We start from the raw sequence: 24808 nt of genomic DNA, 5'->3' as shown, positions 1-24808 counted from the left end.
TAAACCAACGCCGGCTCCTTTTAAAATATCCCAAGTCACTTCTCCGGCTTCTTCCATCTGTTTTGCTTGTTCAAGCTGCGTCACATACTGCCGCTGGGAAGATTCAAGGTTTTCATAGCCGATCTTCTTCGCAATTTCCAAATATTCATCCGGATCGGTGACACCAGCGGCCAGCTTTTTCTTCAGATCCTTGATTTCCCGCTCCTTCGCTTCTTCCTTTTTAATCGTCAAATAATCATCCGAATGTCTTGCAATCTCGCCTTTTTTCTGATGTATGTCACTTTCCCTGTATGCCTTGGCGTTATAGTGAAGCGGAGTGGCGTTTTTTCCTTTGCCTGTGGCATTTTGAAGCTGCTGAAAGTCGGCTTGGATGAACTGTTCGTTCGCTTCGGTTTCTGTGTATTCTTTCGTTAGATCGTGATCAAGCTTCCCGAGCTTATGTATGGTTTCACTTCTTTTTTTGTCAGCTGAAGAAAGCTTCTGATCTATGCTTTCGGTTGAAAACAGATCAAGCGAGATGATGTCTTCGATCTCTCTGAGGATGGACCCCATGTCCTTTTTTTGCCCTTCCATAATTGCCTTTGATTTACTGAGGGCGTGGGTGAGTTCATGCTCCAGAAAAGATTCCTCCACATGCGAACCGGAAAGTCCGGCGTCTTCGACCTTGCCGGGAAGGCTTGTGAGAAATGCGATTTTCATATCGATCAGGTCAAGCCAGCTGTCTGTGACGCCGGCGTGGTCCTTGAAAAAAGCTTTAATGTTATCAGCGCCTTTGCCTGAAAACTCACTATCGTCTAAGTCAGCCATTCACTGATAGGCTTTCCTGAGAGTGATAAATTGCGTTCTTAGTTCCTTGTACTCTTTGGTTCTTTTATCCACTTCAGAAAGTAATGACTTCGCTTCAAACACCTTCATATCATTCTCCTTTTTCCGACGCTCAACACTCTAAATTTTACCATAGTATAGGAGAGTTAATGCTATTCCTATAGTTATTTTTACTCAACCCATAGTCCGACTCCTACGGCTATTGATCGAGATTACGGCACTACAAAAAAACTATATGCGCGATGATTGGGTGCAATTTAAGGGGAACGTTTATATATCGGATGAGGAAAAGAAGCGAGGTCTATCAGATAGCACGATAAATACGCCTTAAAAACACTGCGAGTAATGTATAACACCTTGGAGAGCGAAGGACTTATTCAGTAATTTATCTTTTATGTCTAATTCACCGAAATCACGAAGTTTACGCCTGCATATTCGTTTAATCGGTTTCCCCTTCCGAACATCATCCATAAAAAAAGAACGCCTCCTATTCCAGTTTAATAGAATAAGAAACGTTCAAACACGGTAACGGCCCACCGCTACCCTGTGCCTTAATACGCCTAAGTCATCGACTAAGTCAACGCAATAAAAAACGGCTAGAAACGTTGATATAACGCCTCTAATCGCCATGGATGATTCCGACTGGGCTCGAACCAGAGACCTCTACCCTGTTAAGGACGAGACACGTATTCTGACTAATCTTTAACAATCCTAAATAATTGCCCAAACCCTTGTCATATCAAACTTCATGGGATTTAGTTTTCTGATTGATATTTGTTGTTTCTAAGTAGTTTAAAATGTTTGTGTGACTCCATGGTACACGAAAAGACCCGCTGAACAATTAGTTATGGAGTAACAAAACAAGACTCCATCATTGCCGACATAATTAAAGTAGTGTTACAAATCAACATACCTTCACCTGAGGGTATGCAAAAGAACCGTTTCATTGACTAAAATCAAATTGAGTTAGTTCGAAAAACGCGATTTCGAAAATTTAGGTATCGCTCACCTTGGTCTCACTCTGCATTTTTGTAGACTGAACGATTCTTCACCCAGCAAAAGGAAATGTCTGTTTTGATCCAAAAGGCAATTTGTTCGTTTGCTCTAAGGAGATACACTATATACAATATATAGAGTGGACAGCAGCGCACTAGATTCGGAAGAGTGTTCCGACCTTTGACCTGATCGGAATAAAGTTCCGATTGATATTCTCTTTGTTCAATTTCATCATTCCTTTAATACAGGTCGTTGTTATTTCTCTAGATTAAATCGGTCTTTGATCTTTTCTGGCAGTTTTATCGGATTTAATAGCTTCAGGTTCTCCAGTATATCCGTCATGGCTCCTCGGCACACGTACAATATCCCCTTCTTGATAAGGCTTTTCAACAAAGAAAGAGACCATCTTTTTCTATCCTTTCTCGTTATACCCTTCTAAATTGTAAACGTAGTTGCTAAACTTATGAACCCAGCAGCTCCTATAATTGTAGATATAATGTAAATTAAGTAAATCCATAAGTCTTCTCCCCTAAGAAAAATTCAGATCCCTCTAATTAAATTCGTATTTTAAGGAGACAAGACTACGGCACTCTCTTGTCCCCTCAATTTTTTGTACTAATTTCTCCAAATATTTAATTGCTCTGCTACTTCCAAAATACCTTCAATTCTTCTTTTCTTTTTATCAATCATTGTTGCTATAAACTTATCAAAAGATTCAGCCGGATAATGTGGATTTTTTCTATTAGTGTAAAGCTGTGCTGCAAATGTTTGTGCGAGAGATGTAAAAGCATAACTTTTGTTGTTATATTTATTAATATTCCCATATAAACATCTCAATTGTTCTATATGCTCATTCAAAGTTAACGATGAAAGATCGTGATACGTACTATGAACTCGTTTTTTGACCATTTCCTCTATTTCATGGCTGTTTGCCTCTTCAACAGACGTGTTTCTTCTTACATAAATTCTGTTTACTTTGATTCCTGTTGTTTCTTTCTTTGCTAAGAATGGAATGTATCTCAATTGCTTTGGAATGTATACAACCAAAAAAGCTTTTCCTTTCAAATCACCGTAAACATCTTCGTCGGAGTATTTTAAAAGTTGAGAAAAAAACTTAAGCTCATCAGGTACATAATTCCTCAATTTCTTCTCAAAAACTGTTTTATCAAAGTTGTCATCTAATTGTAGCCCAACTGGCTTATATTCTTTATCTTCAATACCAAAAACAATCATTCCTCCACCTGAATTCGCCATTGCAAGGAGAAGCTTTGCTAATTTAAATTCTTCAATTATCTTCTCCTTATAATCAAGAAAATTTGTCTCCCCGTATAAGGAATTGACAAACTCTTTAAATGAACCCACATCAAATTTTTCGTTTTTTATTACATCAAAAAAATCTTGGTAGCCTATTTGCTTTATTTCATCCATTGAATATATACCTACTTTACTTTAAAGTCTAAGTTCACTTAAAAATTCATTAGTTAATATCAAGCAGTTGCTCTTTTTTCTTCGCGAACTCTTCTTCGGTTATTATTCCTTGATCCCTAAGCTCAGCAAATTGTCTAATTTGTTCAGGGACATTCGAGCTTGAAAAAGACACATCATTCATATTTTGATTTGATTGCTCTGCTATCTTTTCTTGGATATATGCGAAAATTTCGTCAATGCTTCCTTCATCAATTGTTGAAACTGAAATTTCTTTCCCGGCATAATCAAAGATTAGTTTATAACCCGTTAGCCCACTTTTAACTTTTACATGATCAATCAGATTATAATCAAATTCCACAATCTCGTACTTTGCATATTTATCACCATAATGCAATAACCTATCTGGCATTGCAAAAAGAACGCCGGCATTTCCCATGAAACCATTTAGATTCCCTCTAACGAAAGTCACTATTTGATCTTGATTTATTCGATTGGCTGCATGACTAAATATTTTTTGAAGATCTTTAGATGGTTTTTTATATTTTTTACTCAAGGAACTATAGACTTCCTGAATAGGGTTTTGGAATGAAGTAGCTTGAACTCTTGCCTGATCTGAAGATATTGTTTTATTTTTAGACCTTTTAGAATTCACGGTATTACTATAAGAAATACCCGTACCTGGAATTCCTACAGTGGTTGTGGTTCTACCTTTAGTGTTTGTTGATATACGTGCCCCTTTAACACCGGCACTGATGCCGACACTTTTTGAGTTAATGTTCAGTTTAACTCCTGGAGCAATTTTAACACTTTTTCTAAATTTAAACCCCATTGTATACCCCTCACTTTTGGTTAGTTAATTTTTCCTATGCCTTACTCTATCATCATTTTAATATTTTTTCCATCTGTCATCTCCTTATATCTGGTTAAAGTCTCTTCCATTCAACATACTCAAATCGCTGCTGATAAAGGTCTTTCAGGATTGCGGCCCATTACACCGGGACACTCCTCACCTAGTAATAACTTCAATTTGTCTTATGGCGGAAGTGGCTTTAAACTCTGTATGTAGCTCGTTTGATATCACTAAAGCTTCTGACATTGTAGTAAACTTAGAAGCGACATGATCCCCTTAGATACTATATAACCACTTCCATCTAATTTAAATGACTTGAAGTAATCATCATTTTCAAATTGAATAACAAAAAAGTTATCGATAACCGGCATAGCTAACCCCTCTTCAACAGACCAGCAATTTTTATGTCCAGTGGCAGCAATCCAATCAATATGTAAAACACCATGATATTTATTTTATTCTTAAAGAACAGTTCAATCATATTCTGCTCCATACCTGGTGAAAATGAATCAATCAGTTCCTGCTTAAACTCTTCATCATAAACCTGATCAACAAATAAGGCCTTAAATCCTGTCAGAAAGCCTACACCAAGCCAGAGTATTAAGAAATATGCTATTCCAATCAAATTAAAGCCCTCCTTATATACATCGTCTGGTATTATAGTAGTGTTAAATACTTTGTGTAGGTGAAATAAATGAAAGAGAAAGATTTTGAGACTAATGGCTACGATGTAACAGTTGTGTATGATTATAAGGAGTATCCCGATGTTAAATAAGACGCTGTGACAACTGTGATTATACTTTATTCAAGAGTTCAGTGAAGAGTGGTGTATTTTTACACGAGTGTCGTAGGTGTGGTATGAAGAAGAGTATCTAAATGCTCTTTTTTATTTCACTGGATTCATGTAGCTTACATATACTTCAATTCCGTCTTCAGTTTTATATTCCGCAATTTTGTCTGGATCCGATTCAATCTTTTCAATAAGCCGCTTTGCACTTTTATTGCCCTTTTCACTATTTGATGCAGAAATCCAAGACCAATAATTCCATTCAGTGATGTAGGACTTAATCTTTTCTGGTATCTCATGACCTATTGTGTAAACCTTAATCATGTACACTCCCCTCCAAAAATACTTCTTTGTTCTTGATACATACGCCTCTCCAAAAAAAGTCCGTAAGGTGTTAAGGTTAATCAAATTACCTAAGGATGTGTTTTCATGTTAAAGGCTTCAAAAATTTTCATTTCATTTATGGCATTACTACTAGCCGTGTATTCCCTGTTTAATCAAAGTGGAATCCTGTTATTTTCTCTTCAGGTATTAGTTGCAGTTCTTTTTATCATAGTCGGGTTGGAATTACTTTCAAAGAAGCAAAAGAGCTATGGATATATCTTCTTTGGAACATCTGTCTTAATACTTACCGTGAACATTATCAAATTCATGATTTAAATAAAATACACTACTCGATCCATGTTTTTCTTTTCGTGGACACATATGCAAAAGCTATTCTAGAGGGAAAACAATAATGGAAAAACACCGCATACATCGCTATACAAAAAAGCTGAGTTAATTGTTATAGTGCTTGAAAAAACAATAAAGCAAGTCCCAGGTCATAATTTATCTCCATTAACTATGTCGTTGATCAATAAACTCACTTGCATATCGGTATAACTCTTTATATGCCGTTTCATTAACTGGAGACTCTATTAATTCTACACCGTTCTTTACAGCAGTATAGGTTTTTCCATCGCTGGGATACGCTTGCCAAATAACCGGAATTTGTTTAAAGTTTGAAAGTTTTTTAGATTTTTTAATTTTTTAAAATTTTTCTCTTTCTGTTATCTTAGAGGCTGCGATGTCTATTATCTCGCCGTATAGAAATGCCCACATATGGAATTCAAATGGAGAATTCCACTTGTAATGAACTTGTAATGATGGAATTCTAACTGATCCTGCTTTTAATTTTGCATTAATATTATATTTGTCTTTTAATAAATCCTTTGTTAGATAAGAGGTGTAAACGCATGCGTCTCCCATTCTTGTCCCAGATTCATCAAAAGCAAAAAATATACTTTCAACAATATTTTTTTTAATAAGCGCTTTATTGTTCATCTTATCCCTCGTAGTCGTTAAAAAAATGATTTTATGTAGACCTAGAAAATTTGTAAGTATTTACTTTTGTTGTAACTTTAGTATATCATGATCATTTTAAGTGATCAATATCTTTTTAATCTTTTTTGTAAATCAACAGCTCATGCAGCTCAATGTCTAAATATGTACAGACTTTATCCAAAAGATCTCTTGGGTACCGCTCCATTTCATCGTGATAAAGCTTCCTGACTGTGTTAAAACCATGATCAATATCATTGGACAGCTTTCGAATACTGATATTCCTTTCGTCTAATATCGGCTTTAAATTTGATTTAATCAATATTACTACCTCGCATTCATTATGTATGATCACTTTAAATTATCATTATATCCATAAAAAAGGTCAAGGATATACCTTGACTATGTATCAAGCTTACCAATCAAATGAATCTTCATGTTCAAATCCATAAATACCTTTAATCCACACATCTCCGCAGCCTGGATTCTTTGTAATCTCTAACACATGATTACGATTAGCATCTCCCTCTACTCGATCTGTAGCAGTATAGTCGGCATAGTTCCCCACAAACTGCTTTTCACTACGTGGGAATACCCATCCAGCAAGAGTTATCCTACTGATTTTCATATTTAGAGTACACCCTTCTGCATTGCTAATTGTGAATTTGTAGAAGAGCCAAGTGCGATCATAATTCCGATCAAAATAATCTGCCATTGAAAAACTCTCTGAATCCTCACTCATGTGAAAATTCACATTTTTGTAGTCTAATGTAAGCTTCGCCTCAGCCCTTGGTGTGTTAAAACTCAATATAAAACCAATACAAATTAAGGTCAGAACGATTAACTTTTTCATTTTCCTCTCCCCCTTATTCCAAATAATACTACATCGGGAGGTGGTTTCCCATTATAATTTTTTCGCAATATTACAGGTATATCTACTTTAATGTCGAAAAACATATATAGCTATGCGAACTATACTGCGGTATTGCTTTTAAGGAGGAAAAACAGTGCGTAATTTTTGGGAAGCAACTGAGGAAGATCCTTATAAACTTGATAGTGTAACTGAAGAGATGATCAAACATACCGAGAACAGGTTAAATATCATTCTACCTGAGTCGTACAAGATGCTTATACTTGAACAAAATGGAGGGATGATAAATTATAATGCATTCCCCACAACTGTTCAAAATTCATGGGCAGAAGATCACATTGAGTTTGATTACCTACTAGGGCTAGGTGAAGACCCAGGGATACTAGACAGTTCATACCTAATAAAGGAATGGGATTTACCTGAAAATGTGCTCCTTATCCATGGAGACGGACATACTTGGGTAGCAATGGATTATCGAGAAACAAACTCAAACCCTTCAATTCACTACTTCGATGTGGAGATTGATCAGGATTTCAAATTAGCAAAATCGTTTGATGAATTTTTGTCAAAACTGTATACGCATCATTACGATATGGACACTGAAATAGCTAACAATGAAGGCTCAGAAATTCAAAATGCCTCATTGAGTAATTCTGAGTCAATAACAAGTAAAGAGGTTGCAACAATATTAAAAGAAAAGAACCCTTTGGATATTTATAAGGTGGCATACTACCCCATAAAAGACACAAATGACCTAGAATGGGTCATAAATCAGATTAAAGAGTCATCATATATCTTAAACGAAGAACAAGCTTTTGAGCTAGCAGATTTGCTAATGACAATAGCTACAACGTATGATAACCATATTAAAACAACAATTTTTAAAAACCGTATTGAAGAAATTATAGCCAACTTAAGCGAACAAAAGAATGAAGATGTGGACAATATTTTGACACAAATCAAAGATTTTCTTTAATTTTTTACTTTTTACCCCCTTTCTGTTTGTTTCTTCCTAAAAATATATTTAGATGTTAATTGAAGAAAATACTAACGGAAAGAGGAGAGATATGAAAAATTTAACAAGAATTATGAGTCTTGTTCTGCCACTGCTTCTATTTACCTCATTCGTTCTTCCTAACTTTGCAGAAGCACACACAACAAACAGCAAAGAAAATCATAGTCCAGACATGGTACATACCCCCACTGCTGATATTTCAGATGATGAAGCTGGCTATGAAGAAAAAAACTATGAAGACTATTCAGATGTAATAGAAGATCCTTATTATTCGGATTTAGCTAATGCCCCCGTTTGAAATTTTTTTGATTAACATATCAATACTCATATCCACACCTTTGCATTACTTTTATTTAAGGGGCTTTTAAAAAAAATAAGATTTAGTTGTCCTTACCAAAGAGCAATTTTCCAAAGTCATTGTCTAAAATCTCAATTTCCACATCACTGTCATTATCATCAGTTTCAATTGGTTCATCTACTAATCTTAGGATAAACTCTTCAAAAGAGTTGGCAATAAGGAAAAAGTCTTTATCGGGGTGACTTAATTCATGATCCCAAAACAATATCTTTTCATTATCGATATCCATGCAGATTTCATTCCCGCCTGCGGAGCTTGCGATAGGAATAATATTTCTAGGAAAACGATCAGAATATGTATCGATTGCTTTCTGAAGACTGTTATGATCGTTTGCTAAACCATAAAAATTCTCTAACAATTGTGTATCATCGTCCTTACCCATCCAAGGATCTTTCTCTATAGGTTTGTAGCAAACGTCGTACTCAACTTCATCTGTTGTTTTTTTACTTTCTAAATAACAGCCTCCATATTTCTTCAAAAAGTCCTTATAATCTAAAGGTAATTGATCGCCTATGTTCATTTCAATCTCTTTGAGTTGTTCATTTGTATTAATGCTGGGATCTGTTTTTGCATCAATTGAAAACTCTTTCAACTTTTGTTTGATCTTAGTGAAGCTCATATTAACCCCCTCCGCATTGCACATCTTTAGCAATGAACAATTGCAATACTTTTGTTTAGTTGTCTAAGCTAACTTTCAATGCATCAGCTAGCATGGTGTTAAAATCATCAAATTTGTTCATCAACGTTCCAGAGGGTTTATCAAGCTCCAAATATTCATTCTCAATCACATCCAAGCAATACCAAGCTGTATCTGAATCACCAAAAAACAGGTATTTTTTCGGTTCGTCATTTTCGTGCCATTGTTCATTTGTTTCAATAAAACCATAAACTTCTTCATCATTTTCTTCTTCTAAAAATACTTTATCCAGCCCATAGATTACCAAGCCATTAAAATCTAATCCGTTAACGGTTTGAAGAAATTTTTTATATCCTGAAGGAATTTCATTTATAGGGAACTTGCCTAATACTACTTCATTAAAATTGCTTAATTCTTTGTCTGTAACAGGAGAATTTAATTCATCTCCATACTTCGCTTCAGTTTTTCGAGTTTTCTCTAATAAATTTACCCACATAAAACTGCTCCTAATTTTTATTACTACGCCAAACTCGTAATCGAAGAAAAGTCCCTTAGCAAGAAATTATCATCAATTGCATTACTTTTGCTTAATCGTCCCAGTCTTCATCTTCTTCCCAGTTTTCTTTCATTCTTTGGAGCTTATCAAAGAAAAATTCAATGAAATTATCCGAAACGACTTCTTGGTAACCAATTACTCTATCCCACGTAAATACAGGACATTCTTTATTTTTCATCTTGTTGGTATCTAGACAATATGCAAAGTAATCAACATCCTCTATTACAACAAGACCTTCGGTTAAGTTATAGTGTTCTTGATACTCGTTGGTATATTCAACAACTGATGGGCCTCCAAAATCATAACCTAGAATATCAATTCCATAAACTCCCCCAGAACCATAGTTCCGCAGAAACCATTTATAGCTCTCCGGAAGTTTCACTTTAAGATCTTGTTCTATTTTAGATATTTTGTCTTCTCCAATTCCTCCTGTGAAATCTCTTTCTTTTGCATTATCATTTAAAAACTGTTCCACTTGCGTGTATAGTTCCATTTTTCCCAACCTCTTTTACTCTGTATATTGAGTGGCTCTCCATTTCCAATATCTCGCTCTAAAATATTCATATTGAACTTTCAATTCTGGATTATTTCTAAAACCCTCTCCATCAGTTTTAAGTTTATGTATGACCTCACTATATTTTGTGTGTAAACTGTTTGGAATTTCAACCATATTTCCAGGTTCCTCCTGAATTAAATGGTGCAAATTGATTTTTGTGCCGTCTTTGGCTTGAGGTGCCTTACCGTCTTTCATTAATTCAAGATTTGTTCGACCTTTACGATCTTTTTGATTAATATCGATATCTTTCATTGTATAAACTCTTCGGCTTACATCTTTGATATTTCCTTTTACTCTCACCTTGCCCTTAACCTCATAAGCACCATACTTTTCTTTATTTAACCAAGGGACATTTACTTTCTGACCAGTAAATGGCTTTCTTGTTTCATCTAATTTTTTAGCAAGCTGAAGCAGCCTGTCTTTTGCGCTCACACCATTGATGACATTATACGGCACACCACCTGCTACAACAACATCTTCTCGCATGACAAACGGTTTAATTGCTGTTAGTGGATCAGGAGTTTCATCAAGTTTTTTAGACACTTTTTTGACTGCAGCTTTTCCAGCTGTTTTCACTCCTATTTTAGCAACTGAACCAGCACCTTTTAAAGCGAAGATGTTGACTGCTGCACATGTAATCCAATGAGCCGTTGATTCTGCGTCTCCGTTCTTTACGTCTCTAATATAGGAGGTTATTATTGCATCTTTAATTGAATTAAGCGTGGAATCATAGTGATAAACTGCAACTGCAGAATTAATAAGCATGTCGACAGGATGATTGTGTGCCATATAGTCTAATGTTTCAGCTGTCATATCATAAAGAGCTGTAACAGTACCTTTGGCTCCAGCCATTAGCTCACGTGTGTTTTCAATCTGTGTGAAATATCTTTGTTGTTCTGCTGTCAGATTTTCATACCCAATTGTTTTGGCCATTGAATAGAATTCATCGGCATCTGCATAATCATAATTCTTTAGTCTTTCTTTCAGTTTTTCAATCTCTCGCTCTTTTTCTTCCTTCTTCTTAATCGTCAAATAAGCTTCAGTACGTTTTTCAATATCGCCTTTTTTCTTATGTATGTCGCTTTCTCTGTACGCCTTAGCGTTATAGTGGAGTGGTGTTGCATTTTTCCCTTTGCCTGTAGCATTTTGAAGCTGTTGAAAGTCAGCTTGGATGAAATGCTCATTCGCTTCGGTTTCTGCGTATTCTTTCGTTAGATCGTAATCGAGCTTTCCGAGCTTGTGTATGGTATTGTCTCGTTTCTTGTCTGCTGAGTCCAGCTTTTGATCGACGTCCTCTGTCGAGAAAACATCAAGATGAATGATATCGCTTATCTCATTAAGAATATCCCTCAGTTCATTCCGTTGCTCCTGCATGATGGCTTTTGATTTATTCTTCGCATGAATCAGCTCGTGTTCTAAAAAAGACTCTTCCACAAACGAATCGGCCAATCCGGCAACAGCTACTTTTCCAGAAATACTGTTAAGAAAAGCAATTTTCATATCGATCAGATCAAGCCAGCTGTCTGTGACACCGGCGTGATCTTGAAAGAATGCTTTAATATTTTCTGCGCCTTTGCCTGAAAACTCACTGTCGTCTAAGTCAGCCATTCCCTGAAACGCTTTTCTGAGATTGATAAATTGTTCTCTAATCTGATCATATTCTTTTGCCCGCTTTTCTGCGGCTGAAATGAACGAGGCTGCTTCAAATACTTTCATTTACGTCTCCTTTCCACTTGATCTTATCTAAACTTTCTATTCTGAGACATATTTATAATACCCTTGAATTTCCGGCTTCACTTCCCAGTATTTAGTTCCATTTGATGCTACCAACATGTCAAACCATATCTCAAAGTTAGAGTCTAAATATACCGCATCTTCAATGTCATCAATTGAATCTAGATACATCATATATCCTAATCCCTTATTTGATTTGTTTGTGTCAACAACATACCTGCCATCATAATGATACCCAATTAGGACATATCCCTTAGGGAAGTCTTGAACTTCATTAAATTCAATTATCCCTTCAGTGCTGAGAAGTTCAACACCATTAAACATTTCCATTCCATTGTGACTGAATAGGAACTCTTTATAATCATTAGGCAAAGTTACCCCTAGCTTTTTTTCTAAACTGTTAATTTCTTGAGGACTGGCCGGATCTCTGAATTGAAAAGCAGCATCTTCCATGACATGTCCCCCATGTTGGAACATAGGAAAAGTTCCGTATTTAGAAACAGCATCCTTTATTCCATTAAGAGTCATGTGAATTAACTTCCCTTCTGCCATATAAAAACCCTCCTCTAATGTTTAGACCGCTAAATTCTACCACAAAACTGTATTTGAGTGTCTTAAAATGAGAAACCTAATTTACAATCTTTGGTTTTATATTTATAATTAGGAAGGTTTGTCCGATATAGAGACAGAACAAACAAATTGGGGGAATTACATTGAAGAAATGGCTGTTAGGTATTGGCGCATTATCTCTAAGCTTTTCTTTGGCTGCGTGTGGATCTGATTCTGCTTCTACAGATAAAACAGATTCAGATAAATCTAAAACAACGCAGCAAGAAGAAAAGGATGCAAAAGAGACAAAGGCAGACACTCAATCAAACGACAAAAGCAATAATGACAACAATGAAAAAGCCGAAAATGCTTCAAAGAAGGATTCGTCGGATAAAAAGGCGTCTGACAAAAAGAAAAAGCTGGTCGATGTAACACTTAACAGAACAGTTGATGGGAATACAATTAAAGTTAACTATAAAGGCGAAGTCAAAACTGTTCGTTATTTACTTGTTGACACGCCTAAAACTAAGAGCCCAAACTCTTGCGTACAACCATATGGTGAGGATGCTTCAGCAAGAAACAAACAGCTGGTTAACAAGGGAAAACTTCAACTGGAGTTTGATAAAGGAGATCGCACAGACAAGTATGGCAGAATGCTGGCTTACGTTTATGCAGACGGCAAATCAGTACAAGAAACACTGCTTAAAGAAGGATTAGCACGAGTAGCTTATGTATATGAGCCAAACACGAAGTATTTAGACACGTATAAGAAAGATGAGCAAGCTGCGAAAGATAAAGACTTGAAGATTTGGAGTAAGCATGGATATGCGACTGATAAAGGATTTAATGGCTGCGTAACGAAACCGAAGAAATCAGTAAGTGTATCTAAGCCGGCTCAAAAGTCAGTTGCAACACACCAATCCGAGACACATAAATCGAACTCAAGCAGTTCAGCATCAAGCAGCTCTTCTAACTCTGCACAAGCCTCCCCTTCTGCCGGAGGAATAGAACACTTTGCAAACTGCACAGAGCTGAGAAAGAAATATCCGCATGGCGTACCAAGCACTCACCCTGCTTATACATCTAAAATGGATCGGGATAATGACAACTTTGCATGTGAGAAGAATTAATTATTTTGAAGCCCTCTGAGGCTTCTTTTTTTATTCGAATACATTCATCTAAACAAAAAACCACAGAGCGTGTGAGGGACTCTGTGGCCTATAGTGGCTGATTAAACCCCTATGATACATCAATTAGGATTTTATCAAAACTTTTCTTTTAAAGATAACATCATCTCTGTCTCAAATAATGCCTGCAGCAGTTCATCTATATTAATTTCGTTCTGTTTGTAATTATTCTTTTCATAAGTACGAATAATTTCTTCATATTCTGATCGATTATCTCCTTTAATGGAGCTAATTCCAAGCTCTTCACCGTATCGGTTAATGAATAGTTGTTTATTCATTTCTTTCGCTTTATCATTTTCATAATTACAAAATGCACCTGACAACTGGACGAGAAAAGTTTCGTCTTCAGAATTTAGGTTATTTTCGTTACACCAGTCTACAAAACGATTTCCAGTCATGTTATCACCTTTAATTTTAGTATTTAAAGAACAAGATAATCTGCAGCAAGGATGATATATTCTACTGCCATGCCAATTGTTTCAGCAACTCCTGCGCCAACTGCACCTTTAATAGCTGGTGGAATTTGTTTTCTTGCCATAGCAGCAACCTCTTTAGGAGCCCCGGTTATATCTTCGAGAACCTTACAAATTTTGTTTGTGTTTTTAATAATCTTGTTTACCGTGGACTTTCCAAACATTGTACCTAAAATGTCTTTTGCCCAAGCATTATTCGCTAGTCCTCTAATAACCTTAATCGCTTCTTTAGCTGCGGCGCTTTTAGCTCCCATAGTACTCATTTGATCTTGTGAGTTACCATTTTCGAGACCTTTTAATTCTTCAGCAGCATCTAAAATGCCTTTTTCTTTTACTGACGGGACTGAGTATTCTTTAGCTAGTTTTTGAAGCTCGGTAGGATTATAAGTAAATTGCACGTCCTGTTTAGAAACACTCGCTTTTTGCACTTCTGAGGCCGAAGCTCCAACAGTAGGGATGGCTATAACGGCTGCAAGCAACATCAAAAGAATTTTAGCAAATAGACTTTTCAATTTGAACTCTCCTTTATCCCTAATTTTATTGTTCAACACATTGACCACAATACCATAAAATACTAACATTTTTTCCTGTTTTTATTATATTCGTTTAAAAAAGGTAAGGCAGCCCTACATTTGAAACTGTTCAGAAATCACTACGGTGATCAAATATTCATTCACAATTTAAGATATTTTTACTACACAAAAAAGACTGTTCTCAAAAACAGTCTTAGATGTTTTTAGAATTAACGTATCCGTTAATTTCTTTAATTCTTATTCTGATTTTTAAACGCCAAGTGCTCAATTCTTTGATCCTTAAAAACTTGACGGATATAGGGAGGCGAATAATTATATTTCCGGCCAATTTCTTTAGGCTCATTTTTTTGTTGAAATCAGATCGTATAGCAGATCAAAGTCTTTTGCTCTCCTCCTCTTTGACAATTCAGAGTAAGAAAGCTTGTCCACTTTTTTTGCCTTAAATAGATTCAGAATACCCCAGTCTGGGATATTAAGTTCCTTTGATATTTCCCCCACCGTTTTAAGTTCTTTGTTTATGGATAAAACCATTATTTTATTTAGTGTTCAAGTTATAGTTGCTCATAAGCGCTGCCATATGAGGATTACATGAACAAAATAAAAACCCTGTTAATTACAGACGGCGTTTAATTAAAAAATGAATACGATTAGAATAAATATTCAAACAATACAATCCTTACAATATATTACGTTATTTTCGTATTCAATGTCAGACAGAATATTGTATGAATACTTCTGTTTTTACAGTAAATACAATAAAGAGGAGGTGCTGTTTTTTTGGAGTTAAAAAACATCGTTCATTCTTACAACATTACAAATATTTTGGGTTATCTCAGACGCTCTCGTCAGGATATGGAGCGGGAAAAAAGAACAGGCGAAGATACGCTAACAGAACAAAATGAACTCATGAATAAAATACTGAAGTCGATTGAAATCCCCTATGAATTAAAAATGGAAATCGGGTCAGGAGAAAGCATTGAGGGCCGCCCTGTTTTTAAAGAATGTCTTAAAGACCTCGAGGAAGGCAAGTACCAGGCAATTGCTGTTAAAGAAATAACAAGACTCAGCCGCGGGAGCTACAGTGATGCGGGACAAATTGTTAACCTTCTTCAAAGCAAGCGATTGATTATCATTACACCATATAAAGTTTATGACCCTCGAAATCCTGCAGACATGCGTCAGATTCGTTTTGAATTGTTTATGGCCAGAGAAGAATTTGAAATGACCAGAGAGCGTATGACAGGCGCTAAATACACATATGCGGCACAAGGTAAATGGATTTCCGGACTAGCGCCTTATGGATACCGGTTAAACAAAAAAACATCCAAACTAGTCCCAGTCGAAGAAAAAGCAAAAGTCGTTCAATTCATCTTTAACATCTTTTTAAATGGGTTGAATGGAAAAGATTATAGTTATACAGCGATTGCTTCTCACTTAACAAAATTACAAATACCTACTCCATCAGGAAAAAAGCGCTGGAATCAATACACAATTAAAGCAATTCTGCAAAACGAAGCGTATATCGGAACTGTTAAATATAAGGTTAGAGAAAAAACAAAAGACGGTAAACGAACAATTAGACCTGAAAAGGAACAAATTGTAGTATCGGATGCACATGCCCCTATAATAGATCAAGAACAATTTCAACAATCACAAGAGAAAATTGCAAACAAAGTCCCCCTGCTGCCTAATAAAAATGCATTGGAATTAAGTGAATTGGCAGGCGTATGCACTTGTTCTAAGTGCGGTGAACCATTATCTAAATACGAAACTAGGAGAACGCGAGAAAACAAAAACGGCACGAAAAGTGTGTATCACGTTAAATCACTCACTTGCAAAAAGAATAAATGCACTTATGTGAGATATAACGATGTTGAAAATGCCATTCTGGATTACCTCTCTTCTTTAAGCAACTTAGATAATAAGACTTTAACAAAACATATCATTTCAATGATTTCTAAATACGAAGACGTAAATAGTAATGTGAAAACAAAGAAGCAAATGTCTGAACATCTCTCACAAAAAGAACAAGAGTTAAAAAACAAAGAGAATTTTATCTTTGAAAAATATGAGAGCGGCATTTACACTGATGAACTTTTTTTGAAAAGAAAAGCTGTTTTAGATGAAGAATTTAAAGAACTCCAGATTGCCAAGCATGAGCTCAATGGAACCCAAGAAGCGAAATCAGAAATAGACAGTAATACAGTCAGAAACAACATAAATAAGATAATTGATCAATATCACATTGAAACAAGCACAGAGAAAAAGAACGCGCTATTAAGAATGGTCTTTAAAGATGTTATCGTTACTATGACACAAAAAAGAAGAGGGCCAATCCCGGCTCAGTTTGAAATTACCCCTATCCTGAGGTTTAATTTTTCGTTTTCGACCTCACCGTCACTGATAGTCCCTCAAAATGCAGTAAATATCTTAAAAAACCGATAAAGCCGTTTATTAAGATACTTACTACAAACCAATCAAAAAAAGAAGCCTACTCTGCACTCCTTTCCAAAGCAGCCTCCAATAAATGCTGAGCAAATTGTTTATAAAATTCATCTAAGTCATTACTCGCTTCATCCTGATCTATATAGCGGATACTGTAATTATCTTTATGGACAACCTTTATTGTTTTCTTCTTTAATTCCTCATAACGTTGGTAAGGTTCCAAAACTACACCCCCGCTTTCACAGGAGTATTATATGTATGTAATGGTTCGTCTCTTGACTGTTCTTTCTTTATCAAAGCTTCGCAAGCTTGTTCAAATGTATGGTTATCTTTTTTCTTTATCCAGCGTTCAGTACCGATCTCTTCGCATATGAATATGGGAATGCTGGTTTTATTCAAGGTGCCTATAAATTCAAAAATGAATTCTTGACATGGGCCTTCTCTGCACCTGAGTCAACAATCGTCAAATAAATCTTGGCGCAGGATTAAGCCACCGCGAATGAGGTGAGGTTTGAAGACATTTTTTCTGTTCAATATGCCGCTTCAGTTTTGAAGCGGTATTCCTGGGAATGAAAGAATATGTACTAAATACTTTCAAACTTTGAGATGTTTGTTTTTGGCGGTGAAGATTCATTTAATTTTTTATACCAAATACGAATTTTTTGTCCTTTGCTCAAATCATCTTTATTGTTAAGTTGACTAAGTCCCAGTAAAACTATATCCGATCTATACTTTTCAATAATCTCTTTTTCACTAAGATTTTCATAGTCTTTAACATCAGCTTTTTCATTAGGTATGAGAATTGCTTGATTCTCTCCTTTTAAAATGACATAGCCGACCATGGTTTGCTCAGCCTCCATAAAATGTTTGCTATGTTGGTTTTGACACCCTAATGTTATACATAACAAAACTAACAGTATTATAAACACTCTATACAAGTTCAAACCGCCCTTCTTGCATATTTGTAACAAGAATAAAACACTGTTTTAGGAAATGACAGACTAAAACGCCTCATGTTTATGAATTTAAACAAATTCCCCCTGGACAAATGGAACACGGCGAGGTCTGCACCATTATAGAACCGCACAATTGCATCATGAAATATTCAATTGGCTGATCAACCACATCACCTTCTTTAAGCGATCTAATGTTTATATAAGGTCCTATAAGTCTATACAGCCTTTCCGCTTAATCATTTTGCTTATCTATAAGCAGTTTAAATGTACTAAGGATTTGTACAGTTTTTCAGACATGTTCAGCTTGTCCTTGAAATGCCGGATTACTTTATCTTGTTCTTTACTTAAAATGTTTATCATTTAATCATATGCTGACTTAATATAATGTTTAAGTGTTTTTATATGGGGAGAATATGTGTAAGGAGGCGGTTTATTTGAAAAACGATCAGAACTAAACTCTTCTTTTGCGTTATCCACTCTTATTGTCTTACATATTGCATTGTACCCGTCCTATTCTTCTTGGTTTGTCACAATATTCTTTTTAGGATTTGCACTAATATACACATTTGAAAAAAAGAGCAAATCTTCAAAACTAATTGCTAGTGCTTGCCATATCAAGATTCTTTCTTTTCATGCTGCTCTTTTCCTTGGCCTCAATTTTTTAAAATTTAAATTACGATTTTAAGTTAACTTTAAACTGCATTATGTTGAGAATACCACCTTTAATTGGTAAGCTGACATCTAAGTCATACTTATACAAAGCAGGTGATATATTGAACAAAATAATCGGAATGACCGGATTAATTATCTCCTTACTTGTGCAAGGGTTTTCAGCAAGTGATTCATTGACTCATAAGATCGCCATGGCTTGTCTATTTTTGTTCTTATTGGTTTATAATTTTAACCATACTAAGGAGTTCTCTAAAAAGTCTCTGGCGATTATAGGCGCTTCCTTTATTGTGCTAATGCTTGGTATTTATCAATTGCTCTCTTTTACTGGTGATTACTTTGAAAGTCGCGGTTTAAATTTTGGATTTATCCTCTTACTTGAAATTGTTTTAGTTATTGGATTAGTGACTGCTGCGCTGAGTTTAATTAAGCATATTGCAGACCGCTTAAGGAAAACACCTGATGGTAAAGAGCGTTGACTCTTTGCCTTTTTTTAGCTAACCATTTCTTTTTATGCCGTCTTTCTTGTACAAAATCAAACGCAATATCGACTTTTACCGGCTCTGTTCTGTCAATGATGAATTGATTTCAGAACGATTCTTAATTCCTCATCATTCATACCGTTGCCTTTTGCACTCCACCTTCATGGAATCTTTTTCATTTTTCACCAGAATTTCTCGATCAATTACCTTTTTGACACTTTTCAAAAGATCCAGCCGCATTGCTCTCTTTGATAAGAGCTCTACATTTCTAATAGCAAGATTGAATATTGTTTGTTAATACACTTGGCCCCAACTTTTGCGTCTTAGAATTTGAAAGGCGTACTTGCACTTTAACATTTGTCATTTCAGCTGATATGGAATCAATCCTTCCAGCCCAATTAGGACTCTCTCCCTCGGGAGTCGGATATAGTTTAAATCGCCAACTGATTTCCCCTGTTTTGGAGGCAAATCCTTCATAACCGTAGTAGCTTCCATAAGAAGATGGTTGAGGAAGATGGACAGCAAGAATACTCATATTCGTTCTTGCAGCACTTGGCGGGTATAACTGCACTTTATAGATTAGTGCCGCACCCTTCGCATTTTTCAGTTTTTGATTTACCGGTTCGAGTACTGCACTACAAGGCATTGGACTTGCTTTCATTTGAGTTGGAGAGGCAATAACAGCAGCCAATAAAGGTATAACCAAGATAAATCGTTTCATCTACATTCCCTCACATTTTTTTGTTAATTTCCCTTACTCCCGACTTAAATATTCATCACTTTTGAATGATTAGCTTCATTAAAAGGTGAAAAAGGCAGTACTGGAGCTAAAGGAGCTACTGGTGCTGCCGGTAAAGATGGAAAATCAGCATATGAATTAGCTGTTCAACAAGGTTTCTTTGGAACATTAGATGAGTGGCTTGCTTCTCTGAAAGCAACAGCAAACTGATCACGTACCCTTCTCTAACGAGGAGTGTATTTTTTCCGTTTTTTCAAATTAGAAACCACAAAAACTCTACATCCTTTTACATTTTTTTCAATGACATGTTATGATTATTTTCAAGGATTTTGGAAATTTTCAGAAAGAGGGGTTTGGATGAGCAAGATCGCTTCAGAAGTTGTCGCTACTACACTGAATGATTGGTACATTGCTATAAAGAAACAAAAGGTAAATGAGTCAATAAAATATTACTCAGAGATAAAAAGCCTGTTCGATGACATGGAAGAAGATCAAGAAGTTCTTGCATATTACAGTTTATTAGAAGAAAGACACAAAATGTTGCTGCATTCTTCACGCGGAGAGCCATTACAAAAGCACACTTATTTCACTGAAGAGAATGAAAATCTCATAAAAAGAACGAACGATAAATTAGAATATAACTTTTATTTATTTGAAGCAATGTACGAGGCATACAACAAAAATTATGATCGAGCAATTAACTTATATGGATTAGCTGAGAAAAAGCTTGCAGAAATTCCGGATGAAATTGAAGCAGCTGAATTCTACTCCAAGGTCTCCTACTTATACACTCTTGTTAAACAAAGCATTGTGGCACAACACTATATCAAGAATGCAATTGCAATATATAAGCGACACCCTGACTATAAATGCAAACTGGCAACTTCAACAATGATTGCGGCTGCAAACTATTCCGATATGAAACGGTTTGAGGAGTCAGAAACATATTATTTAGAAGCAATAGACATTGCACAAGAAACAAAGGATGAATATTTGGAAGCTCAGTTATATCACAACCTTAGTATCGTGTATTCTGATTGGGACAAACCTGATAAGTGCATTAAATCTCTCGAAAAAGCTATTGGAAATGAATCTTGGATGAATTCAAATTATTATATAAATTCTTTATTCATGATGATTAAGGAGCTATTTAAAATTGACGAAAAAATGAAAGCCATTAATTTTTACAATAAAGCACAGGAAAGACTCATATTAATGGAGAATAAGGTATACGAAGCCAAAATTAGCATCCTATACAACCTATATTGTGGTGAATTAAAAAACAACTTCAATAATTGCATCCGTTACATTGAGTTTTTAAAACAACAAAATGACCTTGAAAGTGTAGATGAATTGTCCTACATAGCTGCAAAAAGGTTTGAATCAATAGGTGCTTTTGAAGAAGCAACAAGCTTTTTCAATGAAAAAATTTGGGCTGAACAGAAAATGAATCAGGTGGAGGGAATCTTATGAAAAAAATTATGCTTTGCGTATCTATTTTAACTGTAATTTTAAGTGGAGTAGCTTTAACGCAATTGAGTACTGATTCACCATCTAACATCCAGGTAGCTGAAAGGCCAGTCGGAGGTTAAAAATTAATTAACTTAGCCCACTCATATGAGTAGCTTTTTATTTTATGATTTGTGTTCCCCCGTCAAACCTGCTATAAGAAACAGCTCGTAAGATCGCTTTAGATCCGTATTTGTTTCTTATCCCGTCCATAACAAAATTATGGAAGCATGGGCCGGAAAGGGTGTAAGGAATTATCAGAACAATTGGAGTAAGCGATTCAAAAGCAAAAAGAAACAGTATGTTAAGGGCGCAGATATCTATGATAAGGTAAAGGCTCAGAGATATGCTAGTAGTAAAGCAGGTAAGCCTTATTCAGTGGCTGCAACCAAAAAAGCACAAATAAATACTATTGCTCTAAACTTGTGTGGCAATCATACAAAAACACAAAAGGAACCGACCTAGACAGTAATGAAGGCGCACTTGTCACACCTGCAGATATTGATCGTTCATCAAAAACTGTTAGCTACTAATCATTTTACTTGCAGATTTATTCTGCAAGTGTCTTTTTATTTTATATAAAAGATAAGGAGCGTTATATGAAAAAGTCTTATGTTTTATATGGGATTTCAGGAGTTCTAGTTGGTGCAATAGTTATATTGTTGATCAATGCATTCTTTATAAATAAAGGTGAACACTCTGTAAGTACTTCTAAAATTAATCCAACCGAGGATAAAATCTTTTTATCTATTCAAATCCACTCATCAAAAAAGCGTACTCATATCCACATCACAAGGAGAAAAATTCAATAAACGACCGGATATACCATATATCCAGAAAAAAACCCCCTCTTCAGACGATATCGTCTTGTTAGCTGAACATGAACCATATTATTACACATTAAAAAACAACACCATTAAAGAACATAAATTATCCAATCCATTTGCTTTTTGGTATCAAGGAGAAGATATTTCTGTAAAAGCCTATAATGTCGACACCAATGGAAATGAACTGAAAGTAAATGATAAAAAGTTCAATAAAAAATACAGCCTGACTTTGCCCTCCCTCGTAACCATGGGAGAAAGCGATGATAAGTATATTTACGTCATTCAAGGAATGTCTTTGTACGTCATTGATAGAAAAACAGAAGAGATTAAAACGATTGGATTAGCTTCCTATGGAGATGTATTTGATCACTCTGAAAAATATGTTGTGGCTAGCTCAGAACATGAACTAACTGTAATCGAAAAAGGATCATGGAAATCAAAATTCATAAAATATCCTGATGATCTCGAACAAGCGGACGCTGTGTATTACGACAAAAAAAGCGGTAAATTTTACGTTACATATATTAATAAATCCGGATACGCCTGCTTACTTGAGTACGATCAAGATTTTTCTTTTGAAAAATTCGATTTACAATTTCCGTATATGAATGCAAAGTTTAAAGATCAAAAACTTTATGTGATTTCACAAGAGGAAAACAAAAAAGGCATTGGTGGCTATATGGGGATTTTTGATATCCGTACTAAAAAGAAACTTAATGAATTTGATTTGCCTGAAGAAGAAACAAAAGTGCAGGACTTTATGGTTTTAGATTAAACATAAAGAATAAGTTGCAAAGCAAAAGCCCCTTCCTGAATAAGGGGCTAATTTTAAATTAAATAGATGTTTTATACGCGTTAATGGCTTGATTTCTCAAAAGCATATTATCTTTCGTAACCATTCCAAGATTGTATGCTTGTTTGATTATATCTAACACTTGATTATCAGTTTCAGTTACAGCTCGTCCCCCAGTTATTCTGGACTTCCAGTAATCAAACTGGTGATTTAACTCTGAACTGCTTTTAAGGTTTTTATTATCAACTACTTTGCCATTCTCCAGCGCTTCTTTGAATTCATTAAAACCAATTGAACATTGCTGATTCGAACTAATTCCTGCACCTTCTGTCGCTAAACTGCAAAACGCTAAAAATTTCGGATCTTTCGTGATATTGTAAGAGTTATTTAGACCTTCCATAGCATTCACCCTCTCTCGAATTTTACAACGTTGCTGTAAATGATTTTCATGTTTTTCCCAAGCCCTTCAACTTGAATCTCATTTGAAGCAAGTTCGTTCATTGGAATTTCAATGTATTTGTCCCATCCTATCACAACTTTGTTTTGTCCAAGTATAGGGTCATATTTGTATATGTTCGCTTCACCTTTGTATAACAAACTCCTTCCGTTTGGTATTATTTCACATGTTATTTATCGGTAATTCCAGCGAGATATTCAACTTAAATTCCACCAAATATAATAGATGGAAAAACAGTTTCTTTTCAACCAACAGTATCTTATTTCATTATTTCATACAAAAAAAGCTCTCAAAAAGAGAGCTTAACTTTGCAATACTTCTACTTAATCGTCCCAATCTTCGTCCTCTTCCCAATTTTCTTTTGCTTCTTCAAGCTCTTCCAAGAAAAATTGCAGAAAGTTATCTGCAACCTTGTCACCATAACCGGCTTCATTTGCCCAAACTATTACTGGACATTCATCGTTTTCCATTTTGTTTGTATCGAGGCAATAAGAGAATTCATCTACATCTTCTATAACGACAATACCGTCACTTAAATTATAATGAGTTCTATATTCCTCAGTAACTGTAACAACCCTTGCAGAAACTTTCCCATGGCCAAGTATATTTACCCCGTAAATTCCACCGGAGCCATATTTATTTAAAAACCACTTATAACTCTCGGGAAGTTTTACATTTAAACGATTTTGTATCTCTTTGATTTTTTCTTCACTTATTCCGCCTGTAAAATCATCATCTTCAGCGTTTTCTTTAATAAATTCTTCAATTTCATGATAAGTCATTGTTACATTTCTCCTTTCTCAAATTGGCTCGCTCTCCATTTCCAATATCTTCGTTGGAAGCTTTTATACTGATTCCGCAACTCCCTGTCATTTCTAAAACTTTCCCCACCTTTTTTCAATCCATGAAGAACTTTTTTATTATTTTGATGAACAGAAGCTGGAATTTCCACCATCGTTCCTGGCTCTTCTTGAATTAAATGATGTAAGTTGATTTTTGTGCCATCATTAGCAAAAGGAGCGTCACCTTTTTTCATAAGTTGTAAATTTGTTTTTCCGCTTTCAGCATCAACTTTGTTTATATCAATATCTTTCAACGTGTACACTCTTCGACTTACATCTTTAGTTTTACCCGAAGCTTTTACCTTCCCTTTAACTTCAAAGGCGCCATACTTCTCTTTATTTAGCCAAGGGAGAGTTAATTCCTTACCTGTAAATGGCTTTCTGCTCTCATCTAATTTCTTCGCATTAGTTAAT

The 24808-nt window shown here is 35.4% G+C and carries 27 protein-coding genes and 7 pseudogenes; 10 read left to right on the top strand and 24 right to left on the bottom strand.

What is annotated here, in order from left to right; all coding sequences use genetic code 11:
* The 5 genes and pseudogenes from K3G25_RS20275 to K3G25_RS20255 form a co-directional block, all read right to left on the bottom strand.
* A pseudogene (locus K3G25_RS20275) lies at window positions 1–915 on the bottom strand (ribonuclease YeeF family protein); the annotation flags it as partial.
* A 1161-nt stretch (window positions 916–2076) separates the two neighbouring features.
* Window positions 2077–2278: pseudogene (locus K3G25_RS20820) on the bottom strand (DUF1093 domain-containing protein); the annotation flags it as partial.
* 158 nt (window positions 2279–2436) lie between these two features.
* Window positions 2437–3249: an AlbA family DNA-binding domain-containing protein gene (locus K3G25_RS20270; protein WP_109567020.1), complete on the bottom strand. Its 813-nt coding sequence runs from the start codon at window positions 3247–3249 to the stop codon at window positions 2437–2439.
* Window positions 3250–3298: 49 nt separating this feature from the next.
* Window positions 3299–4078: a DUF4236 domain-containing protein gene (locus K3G25_RS20265; RefSeq protein WP_080130238.1), complete on the bottom strand. Its 780-nt coding sequence runs from the start codon at window positions 4076–4078 to the stop codon at window positions 3299–3301.
* Window positions 4079–4472: 394 nt separating this feature from the next.
* Window positions 4473–4724, bottom strand: coding sequence for a hypothetical protein (locus K3G25_RS20255; protein ID WP_232489493.1), 252 nt, complete (start codon window positions 4722–4724; stop codon window positions 4473–4475).
* A gap of 69 nt (window positions 4725–4793) precedes the next feature.
* Here K3G25_RS20255 and K3G25_RS20250 point away from each other — a divergent pair.
* Window positions 4794–4975, top strand: a pseudogene (locus tag K3G25_RS20250) (hypothetical protein).
* Between the two features lie 10 nt (window positions 4976–4985).
* Here the strand turns inward: K3G25_RS20250 and K3G25_RS20245 are convergent.
* The 4 genes from K3G25_RS20245 to K3G25_RS20230 all read right to left on the bottom strand — a co-directional run bounded on the left by K3G25_RS20245 (window position 4986) and on the right by K3G25_RS20230 (window position 7059).
* Window positions 4986–5210, bottom strand: a complete 225-nt coding sequence (locus K3G25_RS20245; RefSeq protein WP_021493955.1) for a hypothetical protein — start codon at window positions 5208–5210, stop codon at window positions 4986–4988.
* A gap of 705 nt (window positions 5211–5915) precedes the next feature.
* Window positions 5916–6209 (bottom strand): hypothetical protein, encoded by a 294-nt coding sequence (locus K3G25_RS20240; protein ID WP_232489492.1) that lies wholly within the window; start codon window positions 6207–6209, stop codon window positions 5916–5918.
* Window positions 6210–6324: 115 nt separating this feature from the next.
* Window positions 6325–6528 carry a helix-turn-helix domain-containing protein gene (locus K3G25_RS20235; protein ID WP_014470137.1) on the bottom strand — a complete coding sequence of 68 codons (204 nt, stop codon included), beginning with the start codon at window positions 6526–6528 and terminating at the stop codon, window positions 6325–6327.
* A 93-nt stretch (window positions 6529–6621) separates the two neighbouring features.
* Window positions 6622–7059, bottom strand: coding sequence for a hypothetical protein (locus K3G25_RS20230; RefSeq protein WP_232489491.1), 438 nt, complete (start codon window positions 7057–7059; stop codon window positions 6622–6624).
* A 154-nt stretch (window positions 7060–7213) separates the two neighbouring features.
* Between K3G25_RS20230 and K3G25_RS20225 the strand changes: the two genes are divergently transcribed.
* Together K3G25_RS20225 and K3G25_RS20220 are read left to right on the top strand one after the other, a co-directional pair.
* Window positions 7214–8053, top strand: coding sequence for an SMI1/KNR4 family protein (locus tag K3G25_RS20225; protein ID WP_021493960.1), 840 nt, complete (start codon window positions 7214–7216; stop codon window positions 8051–8053).
* A 91-nt stretch (window positions 8054–8144) separates the two neighbouring features.
* Entirely contained in the window at window positions 8145–8390 is a 246-nt protein-coding gene (locus K3G25_RS20220) for a hypothetical protein (protein ID WP_021493961.1), read from the top strand.
* An 82-nt stretch (window positions 8391–8472) separates the two neighbouring features.
* Here K3G25_RS20220 and K3G25_RS20215 read toward each other — a convergent pair whose 3' ends face one another.
* The 5 genes from K3G25_RS20215 to K3G25_RS20195 all read right to left on the bottom strand — a co-directional run bounded on the left by K3G25_RS20215 (window position 8473) and on the right by K3G25_RS20195 (window position 12386).
* Window positions 8473–9069 (bottom strand): SMI1/KNR4 family protein, encoded by a 597-nt coding sequence (locus K3G25_RS20215; RefSeq protein ID WP_103526828.1) that lies wholly within the window; start codon window positions 9067–9069, stop codon window positions 8473–8475.
* Between the two features lie 55 nt (window positions 9070–9124).
* Window positions 9125–9583 carry a YrhA family protein gene (locus tag K3G25_RS20210; protein WP_109567022.1) on the bottom strand — a complete coding sequence of 153 codons (459 nt, stop codon included), beginning with the start codon at window positions 9581–9583 and terminating at the stop codon, window positions 9125–9127.
* A gap of 91 nt (window positions 9584–9674) precedes the next feature.
* Complete coding sequence (locus tag K3G25_RS20205) at window positions 9675–10136, bottom strand: SMI1/KNR4 family protein (protein WP_021493964.1); 462 nt, start codon at window positions 10134–10136, stop codon at window positions 9675–9677.
* Between the two features lie 15 nt (window positions 10137–10151).
* On the bottom strand, window positions 10152–11915 hold the full coding sequence (locus K3G25_RS20200) for a T7SS effector LXG polymorphic toxin (protein WP_110124209.1): 1764 nt from the start codon (window positions 11913–11915) through the stop codon (window positions 10152–10154).
* A 36-nt stretch (window positions 11916–11951) separates the two neighbouring features.
* A complete protein-coding gene (locus K3G25_RS20195) occupies window positions 11952–12386 on the bottom strand; it encodes an SMI1/KNR4 family protein (protein ID WP_110124793.1) in 435 nt (144 codons plus the stop codon).
* 260 nt (window positions 12387–12646) lie between these two features.
* Between K3G25_RS20195 and K3G25_RS20190 the strand changes: the two genes are divergently transcribed.
* Complete coding sequence (locus K3G25_RS20190) at window positions 12647–13612, top strand: thermonuclease family protein (protein ID WP_110124210.1); 966 nt, start codon at window positions 12647–12649, stop codon at window positions 13610–13612.
* Window positions 13613–13746: 134 nt separating this feature from the next.
* Here the strand turns inward: K3G25_RS20190 and K3G25_RS20185 are convergent, their stop codons facing one another.
* Together K3G25_RS20185 and K3G25_RS20180 are read right to left on the bottom strand one after the other, a co-directional pair.
* Entirely contained in the window at window positions 13747–14067 is a 321-nt protein-coding gene (locus K3G25_RS20185) for a hypothetical protein (RefSeq protein ID WP_021493967.1), read from the bottom strand.
* A 23-nt stretch (window positions 14068–14090) separates the two neighbouring features.
* Window positions 14091–14723 (bottom strand): hypothetical protein, encoded by a 633-nt coding sequence (locus K3G25_RS20180; protein WP_050569603.1) that lies wholly within the window; start codon window positions 14721–14723, stop codon window positions 14091–14093.
* 729 nt (window positions 14724–15452) lie between these two features.
* Here K3G25_RS20180 and K3G25_RS20175 point away from each other — a divergent pair.
* A pseudogene (locus K3G25_RS20175) lies at window positions 15453–17083 on the top strand (recombinase family protein); the annotation flags it as partial.
* Window positions 17084–17166: 83 nt separating this feature from the next.
* On the opposite strand, the gene sprB reads toward K3G25_RS20175, so the two are convergent.
* The 3 genes and pseudogenes from sprB to K3G25_RS20165 all read right to left on the bottom strand — a co-directional run bounded on the left by sprB (window position 17167) and on the right by K3G25_RS20165 (window position 17980).
* Entirely contained in the window at window positions 17167–17343 is a 177-nt protein-coding gene (sprB, locus tag K3G25_RS20170) for a recombination directionality factor SprB (protein ID WP_007612049.1), read from the bottom strand.
* A 2-nt stretch (window positions 17344–17345) separates the two neighbouring features.
* Window positions 17346–17519 (bottom strand): annotated as a pseudogene (locus K3G25_RS20815) (hypothetical protein); the annotation flags it as partial.
* A 185-nt stretch (window positions 17520–17704) separates the two neighbouring features.
* Complete coding sequence (locus tag K3G25_RS20165; protein ID WP_223255066.1) at window positions 17705–17980, bottom strand: DUF3221 domain-containing protein; 276 nt, start codon at window positions 17978–17980, stop codon at window positions 17705–17707.
* 577 nt (window positions 17981–18557) lie between these two features.
* On the opposite strand from K3G25_RS20165, the gene K3G25_RS20160 reads away from it, so the two are divergent.
* Both K3G25_RS20160 and K3G25_RS20155 read left to right on the top strand, forming a co-directional pair.
* Window positions 18558–18761 (top strand): hypothetical protein, encoded by a 204-nt coding sequence (locus K3G25_RS20160; protein WP_076983201.1) that lies wholly within the window; start codon window positions 18558–18560, stop codon window positions 18759–18761.
* A gap of 88 nt (window positions 18762–18849) precedes the next feature.
* Window positions 18850–19224 (top strand): YoqO family protein, encoded by a 375-nt coding sequence (locus tag K3G25_RS20155; protein ID WP_021493939.1) that lies wholly within the window; start codon window positions 18850–18852, stop codon window positions 19222–19224.
* Window positions 19225–19495: 271 nt separating this feature from the next.
* Here the strand turns inward: K3G25_RS20155 and K3G25_RS20150 are convergent, their stop codons facing one another.
* Window positions 19496–19948 (bottom strand): YoqH family protein, encoded by a 453-nt coding sequence (locus K3G25_RS20150; protein WP_109567017.1) that lies wholly within the window; start codon window positions 19946–19948, stop codon window positions 19496–19498.
* Between the two features lie 375 nt (window positions 19949–20323).
* Here K3G25_RS20150 and K3G25_RS20145 point away from each other — a divergent pair, with 375 nt between their 5' ends.
* Together K3G25_RS20145 and K3G25_RS20140 are read left to right on the top strand one after the other, a co-directional pair.
* Entirely contained in the window at window positions 20324–21439 is a 1116-nt protein-coding gene (locus K3G25_RS20145; RefSeq protein ID WP_109567018.1) for a Rap family tetratricopeptide repeat protein, read from the top strand.
* Window positions 21436–21558, top strand: a complete 123-nt coding sequence (locus K3G25_RS20140) for a PhrK family phosphatase-inhibitory pheromone (RefSeq protein WP_109567019.1) — start codon at window positions 21436–21438, stop codon at window positions 21556–21558. The genes K3G25_RS20145 and K3G25_RS20140 overlap by 4 nt, the downstream gene beginning before the upstream one ends.
* Before the next feature lie 42 nt (window positions 21559–21600).
* Here the strand turns inward: K3G25_RS20140 and K3G25_RS20925 are convergent.
* Window positions 21601–21694, bottom strand: a pseudogene (locus K3G25_RS20925) (DNA polymerase); the annotation flags it as partial.
* Between the two features lie 380 nt (window positions 21695–22074).
* On the opposite strand from K3G25_RS20925, the pseudogene K3G25_RS20135 reads away from it, so the two are divergent.
* Window positions 22075–23077, top strand: a pseudogene (locus tag K3G25_RS20135) (hypothetical protein).
* A 58-nt stretch (window positions 23078–23135) separates the two neighbouring features.
* Here K3G25_RS20135 and K3G25_RS20130 read toward each other — a convergent pair.
* The 3 genes from K3G25_RS20130 to K3G25_RS20115 all read right to left on the bottom strand — a co-directional run.
* Window positions 23136–23495, bottom strand: a complete 360-nt coding sequence (locus K3G25_RS20130; RefSeq protein WP_021493945.1) for a hypothetical protein — start codon at window positions 23493–23495, stop codon at window positions 23136–23138.
* 380 nt (window positions 23496–23875) lie between these two features.
* A complete protein-coding gene (locus K3G25_RS20120) occupies window positions 23876–24334 on the bottom strand; it encodes an SMI1/KNR4 family protein (protein WP_094295962.1) in 459 nt (152 codons plus the stop codon).
* Window positions 24335–24336: 2 nt separating this feature from the next.
* On the bottom strand, window positions 24337–24808 hold a 472-nt coding region (locus K3G25_RS20115; RefSeq protein WP_232489490.1), incomplete at its 5' end, for an HNH/ENDO VII family nuclease.

The organism is Bacillus sp. FCW2 (assembly GCF_021228595.1).
In the GTDB taxonomy this organism is placed as follows: Bacteria; Bacillota; Bacilli; order Bacillales; family Bacillaceae; genus Bacillus; species Bacillus velezensis.
The sequence above is the reverse complement of the archived record's forward strand: the minus strand, read 5'-3'. Positions and strand labels throughout refer to the sequence as shown.